The sequence below is a fragment of the Leclercia sp. W6 genome (genome assembly GCF_003336345.1).
Classification (GTDB): domain Bacteria; phylum Pseudomonadota; class Gammaproteobacteria; order Enterobacterales; family Enterobacteriaceae; genus Enterobacter.
On record NZ_CP031104.1, the window covers coordinates 1793167 to 1812672 of the forward strand.

The following is a 19506-nucleotide window of genomic DNA, read 5'->3' on the forward strand; positions in this document are numbered from 1 at the left end:
TTTCCGGAATCGAGTTTTGACCAATGACCACTACCTAAGCAGCGCTCATTAGCTGTTGGGTATCTTACACCCAAAAGAGGCTCCACCATGGAATTTTTTTATCAGATTAAGGCAACCCAGAAATCAGGTAAGCAAGATGCAGTGATTTGGTTCTCGGCTAAAAGCGAAGCGCGCGCGGCCCTGACGCTCGATGTTGTACTGGAAGATGCTGGCATCGAAACTGGCCGCGGTAAGGACTACGCCAAGCCTGTCCGCACCGACATGCCAGTCATTAACGATCTGCCAGAAGAAGGCTCCGTCTGCTTTGAGTTCTGTAAGCGCTACGCCCTGGCCGACGACCAGCGCACATGGAACGTGATCCCTGATAGTAAAACCTCTGATACAGCGGCTGCCGAAGAAGAGCATGGGGCTGATGCCTTAGACCAGTTACGTGCCAAATTTGTGACCCCGCGCCACACTCTGCCAGCAGTCCACAGCGATGCTGATATCCCTGCCGCGCCGGTAATCTCCGCTGATACTGCAAATGCCGGCAGCACTTCCATGCTTGAAAACCGCACCTCGGCTGTCCGCTTCGCCGTCCATCTGTTGGGTGATAAATATGTTTCGGAGATCAGCCAAGAGCAGCAAATCGTTGCCAACGAACTGGCGATCGATGAGGGAAATGCTTATTTCCAGAACCTGCTGCAGGCCAAAAATGACGTTGCTGATATTGGCGATCTCAGCCTGCATGCGGAGTGGAAACTGGTGCAGGCCGTCAAAGACGTTTTCCCGCAGGACAAAGAACACGAATCCGGGCTTCTGGCCGCCTTCATGTCGGGCTGGATCAACGCCGAGGATCGTAACCAGCTGGTTGAGGACTGGAAGAGCGGCAAGCTTCCAGCCAAGGATGAAGCCCCAAAATCTCTGTATGAGCATGGCCTGAAGATCAGCGAGCATGATGATGGTGGTGCCCACTACCCCGTCTGCAAAATGCCTTTCCGCAAACAGCTGCTTGCTCAGCTGACGGTGGACGAACTGCGCCACCACATCACCCGCAGCGAGAATGCAGAGCTGCACGCACTGGAAATGGATACCGACAATGGTTATGTCCAGGACCTGCTGCTCGCTGCTGAAAATTTTGCAGAAGTTAAGGCTTTCGACACCAAAGATCTTTGGCGCTACACGAACGCCATCCGCAAAGTGTTCAGCATGGAAAAGCGCCATGAGCTGGGCCTGCTTTTGCAGTTCACAAAGGCATGGGTAGCCACCCCATATATCGACCGCGGGATCCTGACACGTGAATGGGTCGCCGGCAACCGCATTAACCTCGTGCAGCGTACTGACGCCGGGACCAATGCCGACGGCGGGTATGTAACTGACCGCAGCTCTGATGCGCACCATACCCTGGATACCCTCGATCTGGAGATCGCCTGCGCCCTGCTTCCGATGGACTTCAACCATCAGGAGATCCCGGGCGGCATTCTCCGTCGCGCGAAAGAGATAGTGTCGAATAAAGAGGAAGACTGGAAGTCATGGAGCAAGATCCTGCGTAATCAGCCCGGCATTCTGGCAGTGAACCGAGCGGCCATCTTCAACCTGGTGCGCATTGCGCCGGAGAATATCCACCTGACGCCTGCTGCGCATCTGGAGTTCGTGAACCGGACAATGACAGCTGAATTCAACGCTGCAACTGAGCTGCTGCCTCTCCCGGCCGCACAACCTGAGGAAACCCAAACTGCTGAAGAACATCCACTGCCGAAATGGGCAGAGGCGGGTGAGCAGAAACTCGCTGATGAGAGTGAAGCTGAAACGCAAACCCTGCCGAAGTGGGCGAACGCCGCTACCAGCCAGCCACAGGTCGCAAACCTCGGTGACGGCATGTTCTCCATCGAAGGCCAGATGAACGAAAAACAACCAGAAAATGATGACCGTTCATCGGTTACAGAGGAGACCACCAGCGATGTGCAGATGGAAGAGACTGACCCGGCGGAAGGAGAAACTGGTGACGCGGTTCCGCCAGGCGAAAGCGTTGATGCAACTGATCCGCAAACAGATGCTGTAGCTGAGACAGTTTGCACCGGCTGTGGCGGTTGCCCTGAATGTGGCGCCGCAGTTGGCAATGTAACCTATGCGGCGATGGAAGGGGATCTGAAAGAGGAACTGGAGACGCTGGGGGCTGACACCTCAAATCCGCAAACCATGTTCACGCACCTGATGGTGGATCTCGAAACCATGGGTAAAAAGCCAGGCGCACCGATCGTTTCAGTTGGTGCCGTATTCTTCGACCCGGCAACCGGTAAGGCTGGGGCAGAGTTTTACCAGGTGATTAACCTCGAGTCGTCGATGTCTTTCGGGGCCAGGCCGGACGCCAGCACCATCCTCTGGTGGCTGAAGCAATCACCGGAAGCCCGATCTGCAATCGTGGTGGATGATACGGTCGGTCTGGTAGAAGCGCTTGAGCAGTTTCTCGACTTCGTCGCTGAAAACGCGGTTAACGGTTCGAAGACTGTTCAGCTCTGGGGGAATGGTAGTTCGTTTGATTGTTCTCTTCTGGAGGCAGCATTCGAGCTGGCCGACACACCATTCCCGATCCCGCACTGGAACTACCGGGACGTGCGTACCGTCGTCGAACTGGGCAAAGCTGTTGGGCTGAACTCTCGCTATGAAATCCCTTTTGAGGGTGATCAGCACAACGCACTGGCGGACGCCCGTCACCAGGTCAAATACGTTTCGGCTATCTGGCAGCGCCTGACAGCAATCTGATTAGAATATTTCAGCCAATGGCCCGTTACTGGGCCATTATGAGGTAAAGCATATGATCCAGATGTTAACTCTCGAAGAGTGGGCCGCTGAAAAATACAGAAGCAACCCTCCAAGCGTGTCGACACTTCGACGTTATGCGAAACATAACCAGTTCTCTCCACCAGCAATGAAGCAGGGCCGCTTATGGCGCGTTCGTGAGGATGCTGAGTTGGTAGGGGAACTGGCCGCGCCGGTAGTTAAGAAGAACGACTCCATATTGCTGCAAAGGATTTTGAACGATGGCTGCCAGACCACGTAAAAACAATGTCTCTGTCCCGAACCTTTACCCTCTCTACAGCAGGAAGGTGAACAAGGTTTACTGGCGCTATAAGCATCCAATCACCGGCAAGTTCCATGCGCTGGGCACTGACGAAGTGGAGGCCATTGCGATTGCTACTGAGGCAAACGCGCGTCTGGCAGAACAGAGAACCCGGCAGATTTTGGCGATCAGTGACAGGATCGCCACAAGCAAAGGAAAAGCGATCACGGTTTCAACATGGCTCGACCGATACTGGAAAATTCAGGAAGAGCGCCTGGCTTCAGGTGATATTAAATTAAACACATTCAAACAAAAAAATAAGCCAGCGGCTCTACTGCGTGAACGCGTTGGTATGAAATTGTTGCCATCCGTTGATGTACGCGATATCGCCCAAATTCTTGATGAATATATTGCGGCGGGTCAGGCAAGAATGGCTCAGGTTATTCGAACCGTTTTGGTCGATATATTTAAAGAGGCGCAACATGCAGGTGAAGTTCCCCCGGGTTACGATCCTGCGTCAGCCACTAAAAAGCCCAGACGTAGAATCACCCGGCAGCGACTTAGCCTTGAGGAATGGCAGCGGATTTTCGAGATTGCAGACGCCAACCATCAATATATGGGTAACGCTATGTTGCTGGCTTTGGTAACCGGCCAACGCCTGGGTGATATTTCGAGGATGAAATTTAGCGATGTCTGGGATGACCAGTTGCACATTGTTCAGGAGAAAACAGGAAGCAAAATCGCGATCCCGTTATCGCTTCGCCTGAACGCTATTAACTGGAGTTTGCGGGATGTTATATCGCGCTGTCGGGATTACGCGGTTAGCCCTTACCTCGTCCATTTTTTCAGGGCCACGTCGCAAGCAGAACGTGGTGCCCAGGTTAAAGCGAACACGCTCACAATGAATTTTAGTAAGGCCCGGGATAAGGCAGGGATCGACTGGAGGGAAGGAACGCCGGCGACATTCCATGAGCAGCGATCGCTATCGGAACGTCTTTATAAGGAACAGGGAATTGACACTAAAAAGTTGCTCGGCCACAAGTCACAGCAGCAGACCGATCGCTACAACGACGACCGCGGGAAGGACTGGACGACAATCGCGATATAGGATTTTGGGGTGGGGTTTTGATAACTTGTTTTGATAAAATTTTGATAACCGTTCGAAAGCTAATAATAAAAAACGGGAACCAACAGGCTCCCGTTCGCATACAACCCAGATTCTGGATTACATGTTTTCGATGATCGCGTCACCAAACTCTGAACATTTCAGCAGTTTAGCGCCTTCCATCAGACGTTCGAAGTCATAGGTCACGGTCTTGTTGTTGATCGCGCCTTCCATACCTTTAACGATCAGGTCTGCGGCTTCGAACCATTCCATATGACGCAGCATCATTTCTGCGGAGAGGATGATAGAACCTGGGTTCACTTTATCCTGACCAGCATACTTCGGTGCGGTACCGTGGGTCGCTTCGAACAGGGCGCACTCGTCACCGATGTTCGCGCCAGGTGCGATACCGATACCGCCAACCTGCGCCGCCAGGGCGTCGGAGATGTAGTCACCGTTCAGGTTCATACAGGCGATAACGTCGTATTCAGCCGGACGCAGCAGGATCTGCTGCAGGAACGCATCGGCGATGACATCTTTAATGATGATCTCTTTGCCGGTGTTCGGGTTCTTGATCTTCTGCCATGGGCCGCCGTCGATCAGCTCGCCACCGAACTCTTCCGCCGCCAGCTGGTAACCCCAGTCTTTGAACGAACCTTCGGTGAACTTCATGATGTTGCCTTTGTGAACGATGGTCACAGAGTCACGGTCGTTGGTGATCGCGTACTCAATCGCTGCACGAACCAGGCGCTTGGTGCCTTCTTCGGAGCACGGCTTGATGCCGATACCGCAATGTTCAGGGAAGCGAATTTTCTTCACGCCCATCTCTTCGCGCAGGAACTTGATCACTTTCTCGGCTTCTGCGGAGTCCGCTTTCCACTCGATGCCCGCATAGATATCTTCGGAGTTCTCACGGAAGATAACCATGTCGGTCAGTTCTGGGTGTTTAACCGGGCTTGGGGTACCCTGGTAGTAACGTACCGGGCGCAGGCAGACGTACAGGTCGAGTTCCTGACGCAGAGCAACGTTCAGGGAGCGAATACCGCCACCGACTGGGGTAGTCAGCGGGCCTTTGATGGCAACGCGGTAGTCACGAATCAGGTCCAGTGTTTCAGCTGGCAGCCAGACATCCTGGCCGTAAACGTGGGTAGATTTTTCACCGGTGTAAATTTCCATCCAGGAAATTTTACGCTCGCCTTTATAGGCTTTCTCAACAGCGGCATCCACCACTTTCAGCATCGCTGGGGTTACATCAACACCGATACCGTCACCTTCGATGAACGGGATAATCGGATTGTTTGGAACGTTCAGCTTACCGTCTTGCAGGGTGATCTTTTTACCTTCCGCCGGAACAACTACTTTGCTTTCCATTAACCTCTCCTTCGAGCGCTTCTGGTTGTTACTGATCTTATGTTAATAATTTGTAATGAGCCCACCGATAGTACCTGAATGTCTGGCGCCATGAAAGGCATTCGTTATTAGGCTATAATGCGGCAATTGATAACGTCTGAAAATACCATGCAGAAAACTTCTTTTAGAAATCACCGGGTTGAACGATTCAGCACCCGACAAGCGTCCAGACCACGCAAGCAACGCGCGCCAACACGCGTCGTTTTGTTCAATAAACCTTACGATGTCCTGCCGCAGTTTACCGACGAAGCCGGACGCAGCACGTTGAAGGATTACATCCCCGTTCAGGGGGTCTATGCCGCAGGCCGACTCGATCGCGACAGCGAAGGGCTGATGGTGCTCACCAACGACGGCGAGCTCCAGGCCAGGCTCACCCAGCCCGGCAAACGCACCGGCAAAATCTACTATGTGCAGGTCGAAGGTGTCCCGGACGACGCGGCGCTGGATGCTTTACGTAACGGCGTTACGCTGAACGATGGCCCTACCCTGCCCGCAGGCATTGAGCTAGTGAATGAGCCAGAGTGGCTCTGGCCGCGAAATCCGCCGATTCGCGAGCGCAAATCGATTCCCGTTTCGTGGATCAAAGTCACCCTTTATGAAGGCCGTAACCGCCAAGTACGGCGCATGACGGCGCATGTCGGCCATCCGACGTTGCGCCTGATCCGCTACGCCATGGGCAGTTACACGCTGGATAACCTCGCCAACGGTGAGTGGCGGGATGTTACCGAACAAGGAGAGCCTCATGTTTAAACCGCATGTCACAGTGGCCACAATTGTCCACGCCCAGGGCAAATTTTTGGTGGTGGAAGAGACCATCAACGGCAAAGCGCTCTGGAATCAGCCTGCGGGCCACCTTGAAGCCGACGAGACGCTGGTCCAGGCGGCGCAGCGTGAGCTGTGGGAAGAGACCGGCATTCATGCCAGGCCGCAACATTTCATCCGCCTCCATCAATGGATCGCGCCGGACAAAACGCCGTTTATCCGTTTTTTGTTCGCCATTGAGCTTAACGAAACGTGCGCCACTGAGCCGCACGACAGCGACATCGATCGTTGCCTGTGGGTGGATGCCGCCACCATCCTTAACGCAACAAATCTGCGCTCCCCGCTGGTTGCGGAGAGCATTCGCAGCTACCTGACCGGCCAGCGTCTGCCGCTGGAGACCATCGGCGAATTTAACTGGCCGTTTACAGAGGGTGTCAATGCCGGGGGCGCGTGATAGAATACGCCGCCTTGAAGTTCAATGTCGTGAGTATTCCAATGTCTGAAAGCCAAAAAAAAGTGATCGTCGGCATGTCCGGCGGCGTCGATTCTTCCGTCTCTGCCTGGCTGTTGCTGCAACAGGGCTATAAGGTTGAAGGCCTGTTCATGAAGAACTGGGAAGAGGACGATGGCGAGGAATACTGCACGGCCGCCGCGGATCTGGCTGATGCCCAGGCGGTATGCGACAAGCTCGGCATTGAACTGCACACCGTCAATTTTGCCGCAGAATACTGGGATAACGTGTTCGAACATTTCCTGGCTGAATACAAAGCCGGCCGCACGCCGAACCCGGATATTCTTTGCAACAAAGAGATCAAATTTAAAGCCTTCCTTGAGTTCGCCGCTGAAGATCTGGGTGCTGACTACATCGCCACCGGACACTACGTGCGCCGCGCGGATGTCGACGGCAAAAGCCAGCTGCTGCGCGGGCTCGACGGCAACAAAGATCAGAGCTACTTCCTCTATACCCTCGGCCACGAACAGATTGCCCAGAGCCTGTTCCCGGTGGGTGAGCTGGAAAAACCAGAAGTGCGTAAAATCGCCGAAGAGCTGGATCTGATTACCGCGAAGAAAAAAGACTCAACCGGTATCTGCTTTATTGGCGAGCGCAAATTCCGTGAGTTCCTTGGCCGCTATCTCCCTGCCCAGCCGGGTAAGATCGTGAGTGTAGATGGCGATACCATCGGCGAGCACCAGGGTCTGATGTATCACACCCTGGGCCAGCGTAAGGGCCTCGGTATCGGCGGTATCAAAGAGGGTAGCGAAGATCCGTGGTACGTTGTCGATAAAGATGTCGAAAACAATATTCTGATTGTGGCCCAGGGTCATGACCATCCGCGTCTGATGTCCGTCGGGCTGATTGCCCAACAGCTGCACTGGGTCGATCGCGAGCCGTTGAAAGGCACGCTGCGCTGCACGGTGAAAACCCGCTACCGTCAGACCGATATCCCCTGCACCGTGACTGCGCTTGATGACGAACGCATTGAAGTGCGTTTCGACGAGCCGGTCGCCGCCGTGACGCCGGGTCAGTCTGCTGTCTTCTACAGCGGTGAAATCTGCCTTGGCGGCGGTATCATCGAACAACGCCTGCCGCTGACCGCGGTTTAATGCGATAACACACAGAAAGGAGCAAGTGTGGCGAAGAATTATTATGACATCACCCTGGCGCTGGCGGGAATTTGCCAGTCTGCCCGTCTGGTGCAACAGCTGGCGCATCAGGGTCACTGCGATGCTGACGCGCTGCACGTTTCGCTCAACAGCGTCGTGGATCTGAACCCCAGTTCAACCCTCGGCGTGTTTGGTGGTAGCGAAGCGAATCTTCGTCTCGGTCTGGAAACCTTGCTCGGCGTGTTAAATGCCAGCAACCGTCAGGGGCTCAACGCCGAACTGACGCGTTATACCCTCAGCATGATGGTGCTGGAGCGTAAGCTGAATGCCGCCAAAGGGGCGATGGATACCCTCGGTGAGCGCATTACCGGCCTGCAGCGCCAGCTGGAACATTTCGAGCTGCAGTCCGACACCTTACTCAGCGCCATGGCGGGCATTTATGTGGATGTCATCAGTCCACTGGGGCCGCGCATCCAGGTGACCGGCTCCCCTGCCGTATTGCAAAGCCCACAGGTGCAGGCCAAAGTACGTGCCTCCCTGCTCGCCGGTATTCGTGCCGCGGTACTGTGGCAACAGGTCGGCGGTGGCCGCCTGCAGCTAATGTTTTCTCGTAATCGCCTGACCACTCAGGCAAAACAAATTCTTGCTCATTGTTAACCTCCCGGAGTTGCGAATTATGGAATTATCCTCACTGACCGCCGTTTCCCCTGTCGATGGACGCTACGGCGATAAAGTCAGCGCGCTGCGCGGGATCTTCAGCGAATATGGTCTGCTGAAATTCCGTGTACAGGTTGAAGTACGCTGGCTACAAAAGCTGGCCGCGCAGGCAGCAATCAAGGAAGTTCCTGCTTTTGACAGCCAGGCAAACGATTACCTCGATAAAATCGTCGCAGAATTCAATGAAGAAGATGCCGCGCGCATTAAGACCATTGAGCGCACCACCAACCACGACGTGAAAGCGGTTGAGTATTTCCTGAAAGAGAAAGTGGCAAGCGTCCCAGCCCTGCACGCGGTATCAGAATTTATTCACTTCGCCTGCACCTCAGAAGATATCAACAACCTCTCCCACGCGCTGATGCTCTCTACCGCGCGTGAAGAAGTCGTCTTACCATACTGGCGCAAAATCATCGATGCGGTGAAAGCCCTGGCGGTGGAGTATCGCGATATCCCGCTGCTCTCCCGTACTCACGGCCAGCCTGCAACCCCGTCCACCATCGGCAAAGAGATGGCGAACGTCGCCTACCGTATGGAACGTCAGTACCGCCAGCTGGCGCAGGTGGAGATCCTCGGTAAAATCAACGGCGCCGTGGGTAACTATAACGCCCACATCGCAGCCTACCCGGAAGTGGACTGGCACCAGTTCAGCGAAGAGTTTGTCACCTCTCTGGGGATCCAGTGGAACCCGTACACCACCCAGATTGAGCCGCACGACTACATTGCCGAGCTGTTTGACTGCATCGCGCGCTTCAACACCATTCTGATCGACTTCGACCGCGACATCTGGGGTTACATCGCCCTGAACCACTTCAAGCAGAAGACCATCGCCGGTGAAATCGGCTCATCCACCATGCCGCACAAGGTCAACCCAATCGACTTCGAAAACTCCGAAGGTAACCTGGGTCTGGCAAACGCGCTGCTGCAGCATATGGCCAGCAAACTGCCGGTTTCCCGCTGGCAGCGCGACCTGACCGACTCCACCGTGCTGCGTAACCTGGGCGTGGGCATCGGCTACGCGCTGATTGCGTATCAGTCTACCCTGAAGGGTGTGAGCAAGCTGGAAGTGAACCGCGAGCGTCTGCTCGACGAACTGGATCACAACTGGGAAGTGCTGGCGGAGCCAATCCAGACCGTAATGCGTCGCTATGGTATCGAGAAGCCGTACGAAAAACTGAAAGAGCTGACCCGCGGCAAGCGCGTGGATGCCGAAGGCATGAAGCAGTTTATCGACGGTCTGGCCCTGCCAGAAGAGGAGAAAACCCGTCTGAAAGCGATGACTCCGGCAAACTACATCGGTCGCGCCATTGCGATGGTTGATGAGCTGAAATAACGCTTTTTACCCTCTTTCCGCCCGGAAAGAGGGTTCCTTTCCCCCGGTTTACGAAATGTTTATCCCCGCCGCAACATAATCAGCGTTAAACTACTCTGACCATTCATATTAGGGAGAAGCGATGATGCGCGTACTGGTTGTTGAGGATAATGCGTTGCTACGTCATCACCTGAAAGTTCAGCTTCAGGAGATGGGGCATCAGGTGGATGATGCTGAAGATGCCAAAGAAGCCGATTACTATCTCAATGAACATCTGCCCGATATCGCCATCGTTGACCTGGGTCTGCCTGATGAAGATGGTCTGTCGCTGATCCGCCGCTGGCGCAGCCACGATGTCTCTTTGCCGGTACTGGTTTTAACCGCCCGCGAAGGCTGGCAGGATAAGGTTGAAGTGCTCAGCGCCGGTGCCGATGACTACGTCACCAAACCTTTCCATATTGAAGAAGTTGCCGCCCGCATGCAGGCGTTGATGCGCCGCAACAGCGGTCTGGCCTCGCAGGTGATCTCCATTCCGCCGTTTCAGGTCGATCTCTCCCGTCGCGAACTGGCGATAAATGACGAGGTGATTAAGCTGACGGCTTTTGAGTACACCATTATGGAGACGCTGATCCGTAACAGCGGCAAGGTGGTGAGCAAAGATTCCCTGATGCTCCAGCTCTACCCTGACGCGGAGCTGCGCGAAAGCCACACCATCGATGTTCTGATGGGGCGTCTGCGTAAGAAAATTCAGGCGCAGTACCCGGAGGATGTCATCACCACCGTGCGCGGGCAGGGCTATCTTTTCGAATTACGCTAAATGAAAAATCTCCTGCGTCACTTTCTGCCGCTGTCGCTGCGGTTTCGATTCCTGCTGGCGACAGCAGTAGTGGTGCTGGTGCTCTCCCTGGCCTACGGCATGGTCGCGCTGGTGGGCTACAGCGTCAGTTTCGACAAAACCACCTTCCGCCTGCTGCGTGGCGAAAGCAATCTCTTCTATACCCTCGCCAGATGGGAAGACAATAAAATCAGCATCGATATGCCGGAGCATCTGGATCGCCAGAGCCCGACCATGTCGCTGATTTATGATGAAAAAGGCAAGCTGCTTTGGGCCCAGCGCGACGTGCCGTGGCTGATTAAAAGCATCCGCCCGGAGTGGTTAAGAGCCAACGGCTTTCATGAGCTGGAAGCCAATGTTGATGCCACCAGCGTGCTGATCGGTAACGACCGGAACATGCAGCGGGAGCTGGCCGAGATCCGCGAGGATGACGACGACAGCGAGCTGACCCACTCGGTGGCGGTAAATATCTATCCCGCGACCCTCCAGATGCCCCAACTGACGATTGTGGTCATCGATACTATTCCGGTAGAGCTGAAACGCTCTTATATGGTGTGGAACTGGTTCGTCTACGTGCTCGCCGCCAACCTGCTGCTGGTGATTCCCCTGCTGTGGCTTGCCGCCTGGTGGAGCCTGCGCCCCATCGAGTCGCTGGCCAAAGAGGTGCGCGAGCTGGAAGAACATCACCGTGAAAAACTCGACCCGAACACTACCCGGGAACTCACCAGCCTGGTGCGCAATCTTAACCGGCTGCTGAAAAGCGAGCGCGAACGTTACGATAAGTACCGCACCACCCTCACCGATCTCACCCACAGCCTGAAAACCCCGCTGGCGGCCATGCAGAGCACGATGCGATCCCTGCGCAGCGCGAAGCTGAGCGCCGAGGAAGCAGAACCCGTGATGCTGGAGCAGATCAGCCGTATCTCCCAGCAGATTGGTTACTACCTGCACCGGGCCAGCATGCGCACCGGCAGCACCCTGCTGAGCCGGGAGCTGCACCCCGTCGCCCCGCTGCTCGACAGTCTGACTTCGGCGCTGAACAAAGTTTACCAGCGCAAGGGGGTGAACATTACCCTCGATATCTCCCCGGAAATCAGCTTCGTCGGCGAAAAAAATGACTTTATGGAAGTGATGGGCAACCTGCTGGATAACGCCTGTAAATATTGCCTGGAGTTTGTTGAAGTCTCCGCCCGTCAGGGAGAGGACCAGCTGCACATTATCGTTGAGGATGATGGCCCCGGGATCCCTCAGGGCAAACGTGACCAGGTCTTCGATCGCGGCCAGCGCGCCGACACATTGCGCCCGGGCCAGGGGGTCGGTCTTTCGGTCGCCCGGGACATTGTGGAGCAGTATGGTGGCAGAATCGAAACCAGCGACAGCCTGCTGGGGGGTGCCCGAATGGAGGCAATTTTTGGTCGTCAGCATCTGACAAGCGACGATAGTTAAACCCCAGGGTGAAAAAAGCGTGATTCTCACACGCAGGCTGCCGAGCTTCCGTTATAATCCGAGTCATTAAAAGCCTGCGGAATATAAATATGGATTATCAATTAGCCCTTAACTGGCCCGACTTTATCGAACGTTACTGGCAAAAACGTCCGGTTGTCCTGAAACGCGGCATCGCCAATTTCGTCGATCCGATCTCTCCCGATGAGCTGGCTGGCCTGGCCATGGAGAGCGAGGTCGACAGTCGTCTCGTCAGCCATCAGGACGGTAAATGGCAGGTGAGCCACGGCCCGTTTGAAAGTTACGACCATCTGGGCGAGAGCAACTGGTCGTTACTGGTGCAGGCAGTTAACCACTGGCACCAGCCCGCCGCAGCCCTGATGCTGCCATTCCGCGCCCTGCCCGACTGGCGGATGGACGATCTGATGATCTCCTTCTCCGTACCCGGGGGCGGCGTTGGCCCGCATCTGGATCAGTACGATGTGTTTATCATCCAGGGTACCGGCCGCCGCCGCTGGCGCGTGGGCGAAAAGGTGCCGATGAAACAGCACTGTCCGCACCCCGACCTGCTGCAGGTCGATCCGTTTGTCGGCATCATCGACGAAGAGCTGGAGCCGGGCGATATTCTCTATATTCCACCGGGTTTCCCGCATGAGGGTTACTCCCTAGAGAACTCGATGAACTATTCGGTCGGTTTCCGTGCCCCAAGCGGTCGCGAGATGATCAGCGGGTTTGCCGACTATGTTCTGCAGCGCGAACTGGGCAGCCAGCGCTTCAGCGATCCGGCGGTCCCTTCCCGCGAACATCCGGCCGATATTCTGCCGCAGGAGCTGGATCAGCTGCGCGGAATGATGCTTGAGATGATCAACCAGCCGGAACATTTCAACCAGTGGTTCGGGGAGTTTATCAGCCAGTCCCGTCACGAGCTGGACGTCTCCCTGCCGGAACCGCCGTATCAGCCGGATGAAATCTATGATGCACTTCAGCAGGGCGACAAGCTGGCGCGTCTGGGTGGATTGCGGGTGTTACGCATTGGCGAAGCGGTGTACGTCAATGGCGAGCAGCTGGATTCCCCGCACCGTCCGGCGCTGGAGGCCCTTGCCAGCCATATGGTGCTGACTGCCGATCATTTCGGCGATGCGCTGGACGATCCGTCGTTCCTCGCGATGATGGCCGCGCTGGTGAACAGCGGGTACTGGTTCTTCGAGGACTGAGTCGTTTGTGGGTTGCCGGGCGGCACTGCGTTTGCCCGGCCTACAACGTCGTCTGTGACAACGCCCGGTGGCGCTTCGCTTACCGGGCCTACAAAACCCAATCGTAGGCCGGGTAAGGCGTAGCCGCCACCCGACTTTTTTATCGCCGCTCTCCGGTGTCAAAATCCTCTATCTCCCCAGCCCAATCCTCCGGGTATATCCCTTCCCGTACATCACGATGAAAAGTGGAATATGGCCACGCTTTCACGCGCGTCACATAGCCATGTTTCAGCGGGTTGATATGGATGTAATCCGTATGTCGCCGCAGGTCGTTTTCGTCCCGGATGGTATGTTCCCAGAAGCGTGGCTGCCAGATGCCTGGCTTCCCCAGCACGCGGGTGAAGGTCTTTTTGATGTCTCGCCAGCGGCCGGAGTAATCCGTGTCATTTTCGGGTAACGTCCAGATACAGTGCATATGTTCCGGCAGGATCACCCAGGCATTAATCAGAAAAGGTTTGCGACGTTTAACACATTGCGTTGCCGCACGAAGCGTATCGATATGACGCGTCAGCAGATCGCTGCGCCGGTTTTGCAGGTTAACGGTGAAAAACCAGGTTCCGCCTGGCACATAATGTCGACGGTAGTTTGACATATGAGGTTCCCTCCTCATGTGTGGAAATGCCGGGCGGCACGTTGTTTGCCCGGCCTACGCGTATACCGTAGGCCGGGTAAGGCGTCAAACGGCGATTATTGTTTTGCGGTGAGCTCCGCAATCCGCACAATCACCTGCACCGCTTTTTCCATCCCCTCGAGGGTCACGAACTCATGCTTGCCGTGGTAGTTATAGCCTCCGGTGAAGAGATTCGGGCACGGCAGCCCCATAAAGGAGAGCTGCGCGCCATCTGTGCCGCCGCGGATCGGCTTGAGCTGCGGCTCAACGTCGCAGTCGCGCATCGCCTGCTGTGCCACCTCAAGGATGTAGGGATGCTCGATCACCTTTTCATGCATATTGTAATAGCTGTCTTCGATGACCAGCTCAATGTAGCAGTCCGGGTGGAGTCCTTTGCCCACCTTTTTCGCGATATCCATCATCTTGCGTTTGCGCGCTTCAAACCCGTCTCGGTTAAAATCGCGGATGATGTAGTGCATATCCGCGCGATCCACCGTCCCTTTAATGCTGGTGAGGTGATAGAAGCCCTCATAGCCTTCGGTTTTTTCCGGGCTTTCATCTTCCGGAACTTCGGCATGAATGCGCGCCGCCAGCGATAGCGCGTTCACCATCACTCCTTTCGCGGTGCCTGGGTGGACGTTGTTGCCGACGATACGGATATTCACCGACGCCGCATTGAAGTTCTCGAACTCCAGCTCACCCACGCCGCCGCCATCGACGGTGTAGGCCCAGCGGGCATCGAACGCCTCAACGTCAAAATGCTTCGCCCCTTTGCCCACCTCTTCATCGGGGGTAAAGGCCACGCGGATATCGCCGTGCGGCACGTTGTTGTTCTTCAGCACCGCCAGCGCGGTCATGATCTCGGCAACGCCCGCTTTGTCATCAGCCCCCAGCAGCGTTTTGCCGTCGGTGGTGATCAGGGTCTGGCCGAGCAGCTGGTGTAATACCGGGAACATCACCGGCGACAGCACTTCGTCACCGACGCCAAGGGCGATATCACCGCCCCGATAATTCTCAACAATCTGCGGATTGACGTTTTTACCGCTAAAATCCGGTGAGGTATCGACATGGGAAATAAAGCCAATGGCAGGAATATCACCGCTCACATTCGCAGGTAGCGTGCCCATTACCGTCCCTTTTTCACTTAAGGTCACGTTAACGAGCCCCAACTCCTCCAGCTGGTTTTTTAACAGCTGCAACAGCTTCCACTGCCCTTCGGTGCTTGGCACCTGGCGGACACCCGGCTTAGATTGGGTATCCAGCGATACGTACTGTAAAAAACGCTCAAGTAATTTATCCATGCAGTCACCCTCACTTTTCGTGACAACATTATCAGTAAGCAGCAAAACCCAAATATTGCGTCAGGTCACTTTTATCCCGTAAACGAGAATATTTCCGTTTCTCTCGTCGTTTGCTAATAAATGTAGCTTATCAATGGGTAACAAGGATTGGCGATTGCAGCGCTTTCCCGTAGAATGTCCGCCCTCATTACGTTTCACCAAGGTGGTTAACCACAAACCCCGCTGCGATAAGCATTTGCAGCGTCGATATGGGACTGAATCAAAAATTGAATACACAACCAGCTTCACTGTCACCGTTGGTGCAACTGGCCGGAATTCGTAAAAGCTTTGACGGAAAAACCGTCATTTCCGACCTGGATTTAACGATCAACAACGGCGAATTTCTTACACTACTTGGCCCTTCAGGCTGTGGTAAAACGACAGTGCTTCGCCTTATCGCCGGGCTGGAAAACGTCGATCGCGGTCACATCCATCTGGATAGTCAGGACATTACCCAGGTGCCTGCTGAACACCGCCACGTCAATACCGTCTTTCAAAGTTACGCGCTTTTCCCGCATATGACGGTTTTTGAAAACGTCGCCTTTGGCCTGCGGATGCAAAAAACGCCCGCCAGCGAAATCACCCCGCGCGTCACCGAGGCTCTGCGCATGGTCCAGCTTGAAGCCTTCGCTCAGCGTAAACCGCACCAGCTTTCGGGTGGACAGCAACAGCGTGTCGCCATCGCCCGCGCCGTGGTTAATAAACCGCGCCTGCTGCTGCTGGATGAGTCCCTTTCCGCGCTGGACTACAAGCTGCGCAAGCAGATGCAGAACGAATTAAAGGCGCTGCAGCGTAAGCTCGGGATCACCTTTGTCTTTGTCACCCACGATCAGGAAGAGGCATTGACCATGTCCGATCGCATCGTGGTGATGCGCGACGGCAAAATCGAGCAGGACGGTACGCCGCGCGAGATCTACGAAGAGCCGAAAAACCTGTTTGTCGCCAGCTTTATTGGCGAAATCAACATCTTCAGTGCTACCGTTATTGAACGACTCGACGACCAGCGGGTGCTGGCTAACGTCGAGGGCCGCGCCTGCAACATCTTCGTCAATTTTGCCGTTGAGCCGGGACAGCAGCTGAACGTTCTGCTGCGTCCGGAAGATCTGCGCGTTGATGAGATCCACGACGAAACCGAAGTCGAAGGGCTAATCGGCTATATCCGCGAGCGCAACTACAAAGGCATGACGCTTGAGTCGGTCGTTGAGCTGGAAAACGGCAAGATGGTGATGGTCAGCGAATTCTTTAACGAAGACGATCCTGATTTCGACCACTCGCTCAATCAAAAAATGGTCATTAACTGGGTAGAAAGCTGGGAGGTTGTGCTGGCTGATGAAGAACACAAGTAAATTCCAGAATGTGGTGATTGCCACTATCGTCGGTTGGCTTGTGTTATTTGTCTTTTTACCCAACCTGATGATTATCGCCACCAGCTTCCTGACCCGTGACGACGCCCATTTTGTCTCGCTGGTCTTTACGCTGGAAAATTACGCGCGCCTGCTGGACCCGCTCTATTTCCAGGTCCTGCTCCATTCGCTCAATATGGCGCTGATAGCCACCGTCGCCTGCCTGGTGCTGGGGTATCCCTTTGCCTGGTTCCTGGCGAAGCTGCCGACGAAAGTGCGCCCGCTGCTGCTGTTCCTGCTGATTGTGCCGTTCTGGACCAACTCGCTGATCCGCATCTACGGCCTGAAGATCTTTCTCAGCACCAAAGGCTACCTGAACGAGTTTCTGCTGTGGCTGGGCATCATTGATACCCCGATCCGCATCATGTTCACTCCCGGCGCGGTGATTGTGGGGCTGGTCTACATCCTGCTGCCGTTTATGGTGATGCCGCTCTACTCCAGCATTGAGAAGCTGGATAAGCCCCTGCTGGAGGCGGCAAGGGATCTGGGCGCCAGCAAAATCCAGACCTTTATCCGCATTATCATCCCCCTGACCATGCCGGGGATCATTGCCGGCTGCCTGCTGGTGATGCTGCCGGCGATGGGGCTGTTCTACGTCTCTGACCTAATGGGCGGGGCTAAAAACCTGCTGATCGGTAACGTCATCAAGAGCCAGTTCCTCAATATCCGCGACTGGCCGTTCGGTTCGGCCACCAGTATCACCCTGACCCTGGTGATGGGCCTGATGCTACTGGTCTACTGGCGCGCGTCGCGGCTGCTTAACAGTAAAGGGGAACTTGAATGATCGGTCGACTGCTCCGCGGCGGTTTTATGACCGCGATTTATGCGTACCTCTACATTCCGATCATTATCCTGATCGTGAACTCCTTTAACAGCTCGCGCTTTGGCATTAACTGGCAAGGTTTTACCACCCAGTGGTACAGCCTGCTGGTAAATAACGACAGCCTGCTGCAGGCGGCGCAGCACTCCCTGACGATGGCGATCTTCTCGGCCACCCTCGCCACCCTGATTGGCTCCCTGACGGCGGTGGCGCTCTATCGCTACCGTTTTCGCGGTAAGCCTTTCGTCAGCGGCATGCTGTTTGTGGTGATGATGTCTCCGGACATCGTGATGGCTATCTCGCTGCTGGTACTCTTTATGCTGCTGGGGGTGCAACTGGGCTTCTGGTCCCTGCTCTTCTCGCACATCACCTTCTGCCTGCCGTTTGTGGTGGTGACGGTTTACTCCCGTCTGAAAGGCTTTGACGTGCGGATGCTGGAGGCAGCGAAAGATCTGGGTGCCAGCGAGATGACCATCCTGCGCAAAATTATCCTGCCGCTGGCGATGCCCGCCGTGGCCGCGGGATGGCTGCTCAGCTTTACCCTGTCGATGGATGACGTGGTGGTTTCGTCATTCGTCACCGGGCCGAGCTATGAAATTCTGCCGTTGAAGATCTATTCAATGGTGAAAGTCGGTGTCTCACCGGAGGTGAACGCGCTGGCGACCATACTGTTGATGTTATCGCTGGTTCTGGTGATCGCCAGCCAGCTTATTGCTCGTGATAAAACAAAATCTCAGGGGACGTATTAATGAAAAAATGGTCACGCCACCTGCTCGCGGCAGGCGCTCTCGCAATGGGTATTAGCGCTGCACACGCGGACGACAGTAAAACGCTCTATTTCTATAACTGGACCGAGTATGTGCCGCCAGGCCTGCTGGAGCAGTTCACTAAAGAGACTGGCATCAAGGTGATCTACTCGACCTACGAGTCGAATGAAACCATGTATGCCAAGCTCAAAACCTATAAAGATGGCGCCTACGACCTGGTGGTCCCGTCGACCTATTTCGTCGACAAGATGCGCAAAGAGGGCATGATCCAGAAGATCGACAAATCGAAGCTAACCAATTTTTCAAACCTCGATCCGGAGATGCTCAACAAGCCGTTTGACCCGAATAACGATTACTCTATTCCGTACATCTGGGGCGCAACGGCAATTGGGATCAACAGCGAAGCGATGGATCCTAAATCGGTGACGAGCTGGGCCGACCTGTGGAAACCAGACTATAAAGGCGAATTGCTGCTGACCGACGACGCCCGCGAAGTGTTCCAGATTGCGCTGCGTAAGCTGGGCTACTCTGGCAATACCACCGATCCGAAAGAGATTGAAGCGGCTTACCACGAGCTGCAAAAACTGATGCCTAACGTGGCCGCCTTCAACTCCGACAACCCGGCGAACCCGTATATGGAAGGGGAAGTCAACGTGGGGATGGTGTGGAATGGGTCGGCCTACGTCGCGCGTCAGGCCGGTACGCCGCTGGAAGTAGTGTGGCCTGCAGAGGGCGGGATCTTCTGGATGGACAGCCTGGCTATTCCATCTAATGCCAAAAACGTGGACGGTGCCCTGAAGCTGATTAACTTCCTGCTGCGCCCGGATGTGGCAAAACAGGTGGCAGAGACCATCGGCTACCCGACGCCAAACCTCGCCGCCCGCAAGCTGCTGAGCCCGGAAGTGGCGAATGACAAGTCGCTCTACCCGGATGCGCAGACCATCAGTAAAGGCGAGTGGCAGAACGATGTGGGCGACGCCAGCCGCCTGTATGAAGAGTATTACCAGAAGTTGAAGGCGGGTCGTTAATGCAATAATATGCCGGGTTTCGACCCGGCATAACTCAATGGTACAAGGATAAGTACATA

General features: G+C 55.2%; 18 protein-coding genes. 15 read left to right on the top strand and 3 right to left on the bottom strand.

Going from position 1 to position 19506, the window contains the following annotated elements; genetic code table 11:
• Positions 1-87 precede the first annotated feature (87 nt).
• The 3 genes from DVA43_RS08845 to DVA43_RS08855 are packed head-to-tail and all read left to right on the top strand — an operon-like array spanning position 88 to position 4148.
• Positions 88-2742, top strand: a complete 2655-nt coding sequence (locus tag DVA43_RS08845; RefSeq protein ID WP_168194655.1) for an exonuclease — start codon at positions 88-90, stop codon at positions 2740-2742.
• 52 nt (positions 2743-2794) lie between these two features.
• Positions 2795-3040, top strand: coding sequence for an excisionase (locus DVA43_RS08850; RefSeq protein WP_114315317.1), 246 nt, complete (start codon positions 2795-2797; stop codon positions 3038-3040).
• On the top strand, positions 3021-4148 hold the full coding sequence (locus DVA43_RS08855; RefSeq protein ID WP_114315318.1) for a site-specific integrase: 1128 nt from the start codon (positions 3021-3023) through the stop codon (positions 4146-4148). The genes DVA43_RS08850 and DVA43_RS08855 overlap by 20 nt, the downstream gene beginning before the upstream one ends.
• Before the next feature lie 117 nt (positions 4149-4265).
• On the opposite strand, the gene icd is transcribed toward DVA43_RS08855, so the two are convergent.
• Positions 4266-5516 (bottom strand): NADP-dependent isocitrate dehydrogenase, encoded by a 1251-nt coding sequence (gene icd, locus DVA43_RS08860; RefSeq protein ID WP_114315319.1) that lies wholly within the window; start codon positions 5514-5516, stop codon positions 4266-4268.
• 117 nt (positions 5517-5633) lie between these two features.
• On the opposite strand from icd, the gene rluE reads away from it, so the two are divergent.
• From rluE to DVA43_RS08900, 8 genes are all read left to right on the top strand, one after another.
• The gene (gene rluE, locus DVA43_RS08865) at positions 5634-6305 is read left to right on the top strand and encodes a 23S rRNA pseudouridine(2457) synthase RluE (RefSeq protein WP_114315320.1); all 672 of its coding nucleotides are present in this window, start codon (positions 5634-5636) and stop codon (positions 6303-6305) included.
• Positions 6298-6771, top strand: a complete 474-nt coding sequence (locus DVA43_RS08870; protein WP_114315321.1) for an NUDIX domain-containing protein — start codon at positions 6298-6300, stop codon at positions 6769-6771. The genes rluE and DVA43_RS08870 overlap by 8 nt, the downstream gene beginning before the upstream one ends.
• Positions 6772-6812: 41 nt before the next feature.
• The gene (gene mnmA / locus DVA43_RS08875; protein ID WP_139157103.1) at positions 6813-7922 is read left to right on the top strand and encodes a tRNA 2-thiouridine(34) synthase MnmA; all 1110 of its coding nucleotides are present in this window, start codon (positions 6813-6815) and stop codon (positions 7920-7922) included.
• Between the two features lie 27 nt (positions 7923-7949).
• Positions 7950-8579 (top strand): high frequency lysogenization protein HflD, encoded by a 630-nt coding sequence (hflD, locus tag DVA43_RS08880; RefSeq protein ID WP_103823746.1) that lies wholly within the window; start codon positions 7950-7952, stop codon positions 8577-8579.
• A gap of 19 nt (positions 8580-8598) precedes the next feature.
• Positions 8599-9969, top strand: a complete 1371-nt coding sequence (purB, locus tag DVA43_RS08885; protein WP_114315322.1) for an adenylosuccinate lyase — start codon at positions 8599-8601, stop codon at positions 9967-9969.
• A 124-nt stretch (positions 9970-10093) separates the two neighbouring features.
• Positions 10094-10765, top strand: coding sequence for a two-component system response regulator PhoP (phoP, locus tag DVA43_RS08890; protein WP_039028964.1), 672 nt, complete (start codon positions 10094-10096; stop codon positions 10763-10765).
• Complete coding sequence (phoQ, locus tag DVA43_RS08895; RefSeq protein ID WP_114315323.1) at positions 10766-12229, top strand: two-component system sensor histidine kinase PhoQ; 1464 nt, start codon at positions 10766-10768, stop codon at positions 12227-12229.
• A gap of 89 nt (positions 12230-12318) precedes the next feature.
• Positions 12319-13440 (top strand): cupin domain-containing protein, encoded by a 1122-nt coding sequence (locus tag DVA43_RS08900; protein WP_114315324.1) that lies wholly within the window; start codon positions 12319-12321, stop codon positions 13438-13440.
• Positions 13441-13579: 139 nt separating this feature from the next.
• Here the strand turns inward: DVA43_RS08900 and DVA43_RS08905 are convergent, their stop codons facing one another.
• Complete coding sequence (locus DVA43_RS08905; RefSeq protein ID WP_114315325.1) at positions 13580-14071, bottom strand: transposase; 492 nt, start codon at positions 14069-14071, stop codon at positions 13580-13582.
• A 95-nt stretch (positions 14072-14166) separates the two neighbouring features.
• Positions 14167-15390: a peptidase T gene (pepT, locus tag DVA43_RS08910; protein ID WP_114315326.1), complete on the bottom strand. Its 1224-nt coding sequence runs from the start codon at positions 15388-15390 to the stop codon at positions 14167-14169.
• Between the two features lie 248 nt (positions 15391-15638).
• Here pepT and potA point away from each other — a divergent pair, with 248 nt between their 5' ends.
• From potA to potD, 4 genes are read left to right on the top strand one after another with little or no spacing between them, the layout of a single operon-like run.
• Positions 15639-16775 (top strand): spermidine/putrescine ABC transporter ATP-binding protein PotA, encoded by a 1137-nt coding sequence (gene potA, locus DVA43_RS08915; RefSeq protein ID WP_114315327.1) that lies wholly within the window; start codon positions 15639-15641, stop codon positions 16773-16775.
• Positions 16759-17616 carry a spermidine/putrescine ABC transporter permease PotB gene (potB, locus tag DVA43_RS08920; RefSeq protein WP_103823740.1) on the top strand — a complete coding sequence of 286 codons (858 nt, stop codon included), beginning with the start codon at positions 16759-16761 and terminating at the stop codon, positions 17614-17616. Before potA ends, potB begins: the two co-directional genes overlap by 17 nt.
• Positions 17613-18401 (top strand): spermidine/putrescine ABC transporter permease PotC, encoded by a 789-nt coding sequence (potC, locus tag DVA43_RS08925; RefSeq protein WP_103179124.1) that lies wholly within the window; start codon positions 17613-17615, stop codon positions 18399-18401. The genes potB and potC overlap by 4 nt, the downstream gene beginning before the upstream one ends.
• Positions 18401-19447 carry a spermidine/putrescine ABC transporter substrate-binding protein PotD gene (potD, locus tag DVA43_RS08930; protein WP_114315328.1) on the top strand — a complete coding sequence of 349 codons (1047 nt, stop codon included), beginning with the start codon at positions 18401-18403 and terminating at the stop codon, positions 19445-19447. Before potC ends, potD begins: the two co-directional genes overlap by 1 nt.
• Positions 19448-19506: the final 59 nt, after the last annotated feature.